Origin of the sequence: Clostridium mucosae (genome assembly GCF_024622765.1) — a bacterium.
In the GTDB taxonomy this organism is placed as follows: Bacteria; Bacillota; Clostridia; order Clostridiales; family Clostridiaceae; genus Clostridium.
Genome location: NZ_JANKAF010000054.1, coordinates 1 through 2,258, shown reverse-complemented (window position 1 = coordinate 2,258; position 2,258 = coordinate 1). Strand labels below are relative to the sequence as shown.

Annotated in this window: 3 protein-coding genes; all 3 read right to left on the bottom strand. The window is 27.1% G+C overall.

What is annotated here, in order from left to right:
* Positions 1-593: 593 nt before the first annotated feature.
* Positions 594-875, bottom strand: coding sequence for a hypothetical protein (locus tag NSA50_RS19620; RefSeq protein ID WP_257448231.1), 282 nt, complete (start codon positions 873-875; stop codon positions 594-596).
* Between the two features lie 134 nt (positions 876-1,009).
* On the bottom strand, positions 1,010-1,228 hold the full coding sequence (locus NSA50_RS19615) for a DUF3800 domain-containing protein (protein WP_257448229.1): 219 nt from the start codon (positions 1,226-1,228) through the stop codon (positions 1,010-1,012).
* Positions 1,229-1,453: 225 nt separating this feature from the next.
* The gene (locus NSA50_RS19610) at positions 1,454-2,068 is read right to left on the bottom strand and encodes an N-acetylmuramoyl-L-alanine amidase (RefSeq protein ID WP_257448226.1); all 615 of its coding nucleotides are present in this window, start codon (positions 2,066-2,068) and stop codon (positions 1,454-1,456) included.
* Positions 2,069-2,258: the final 190 nt, after the last annotated feature.

Below are 2,258 nucleotides of genomic sequence, written 5' to 3'. Positions count from 1 at the left end.
ACTTACTTAAGTTTATACTATCCTTACAGTCGCTTCAATTTTACTTGCGTATTATTTTATATTGCATTTTCTTTTAAGGTAAAAATACTAATATTAATTGTAAAGGTGCTTTTGGTAAGATTAAATAAGTGATATTTAAAGTAATTAGATTGCTATAAGGTGCTAAAATAAATGTATATCTATAGTTATGATTAGATATAATATTATTGATATGTCAATAATATATATGTTATTATGTCATTGAAAGAATAAGTGTATTCTTTCTGGCGCTTGCGTTATGCGGGCGGGTCGTCGTAAGACGGCTTTTTTTATTTTTAGGGAACTTTTTAATTCCTTTACCCATCTAGCTAATAAATCCATATATTTTATCCTCAATACATTACGAGGTATATTTCATTACTCTATGTATTTTTTACTATAATTTTAAATGGAAAAAATCCACCAACTAAATTGGTGGATCATAAAATCGTAATTCAACAGAGCCTGGAGAATGTGTGCACACACAGTACACTTAAGCGAATAATCTTTGCTACAATTTCTCAAGACAGGACTATTAACTGTTGCTTACATTATATAAAATTAGTTTATACTTGTCAACTAATTTGTTTAATATCTTTATCAAAATCTGTGTGCGGAAACTTTGATATGTACTTTATATTCATTATTCCTTTTAAAACACTATTTTTATTTCTAAAAATATCTTTACATAATCCAGCTACAAAATCACTAACCATTCCCCCTTGATTCTTTTTAGAATCTGCTGCTCTTACATTAAAATTACAACTGAATTGCTTGTTGTAAGATCTTTTTAATTTTAACTCTTCAAAGTCTAAACTTCCCGCATATTTTCTTGTTTCAAAAACATATCGTATCAATTGACATACTAAATAATTATAATATTCATTTGTATCACTTTTCCCTAAAGTATGACAATTATACTTATCAACTATTATTGCTATAAAATCCCCTTCTAATTCACTAAGTTTTCCTAATACAAATTTTTTACCCTCTAAATTCTTGCAAACTTAACTTCTGTTAAGTTATCTTTTAATGCATAAAAATTAAAGTATTTATCTCTATTTTTATTAACTTTTTTTATTATATTCAGCATTTTATATCTATGCTCTAAATATTTATTTTTTATTAAATATCCACCTATACAAAAATATCTTTCTCCATCATTCGGGCTAATACCCCCAGATTCATCTATAAAAAGTGTATATCTCAATTTTAATTTCCTCCAAATTCTAAATTACGATTTTATAATTTATATTATATCACTAAGAACGCTCGTCTACAATTACTTATCCACATTTTATGTTGATATGCTATTAATCACCTTTCATTTACATTCTATCTATAGTTTGTATTAATTAATTACATGAATAAAAAGGCTAGTAAGTAAGATTTCTCACTTACTAGCCCTTAATCCTATACTAATTTAGCTGCATTCTTAAATGCATCTCCATAATAAGTTACTAATTTTTTTCATATCATATTCCACCTTTACTTCTATTTTTTTATTTGATATAGCTTCTGCTATTGTTTGACCTATTTTATCGTGTCCTAACTTTTTATATAAAGCAACATATTCTGTTGCTTCCACAAAACATGTTTCTATTATTATGCTTGCCATCTTAGTTGCTCTTAGCTCATATAATTCTTTATTTTCTTTTACTCCTCTTGATTTATTTTCATGACCTGTAAATCCTAATCCATCTAAGGCGTTTTGTATTCTTGTTGCAACTTGCTCATCTAATGTAATATTATCTGTCTTTGAATAAACTAAGCACTCTACTCCTATTGCCCCATTATAACTGTTATAAGCCTTATTGAAATGTATAGATATAAATAAGTCTGCTCCCCAATTATTAGCTTTATTTACTCCATATATTAGATCACTGTCTCTATCCATATTACCTGGTGTAACATCTAATACAGTATGGCCTAATTGCTTTAAATATTTAATTACACTATCTTTTACTTTTCTATCTTCTACTACCTCATTTATAAGACCCTCACATCCAGTTGCTAGATAATTATGTCCTCCTCTAACTGCTATTTTCATTTAACATCATTCCTTTCTTTTATTTGAAACTCTTATAATAACTCTAATTGTTTAATGTACTTCTGTATAAAACACTTGCTCACAACAATTTTGTTGTCAGTTAAAATTAAGATAATTTCTTTAACCTCATCAGTTCCGTCTAATTTTCTTAAAACCTCCCAATGATTAATCCTGATTCTTATTACTCTTA

What these genes read in the sequence shown, in the direction of transcription:
- NSA50_RS19610 (WP_257448226.1), bottom strand. Translation starts at nt 2,068, where the DNA reads ATGAAAATAGCAGTTAGAGGAGGACATAATTATCTAGCAACTGGATGT.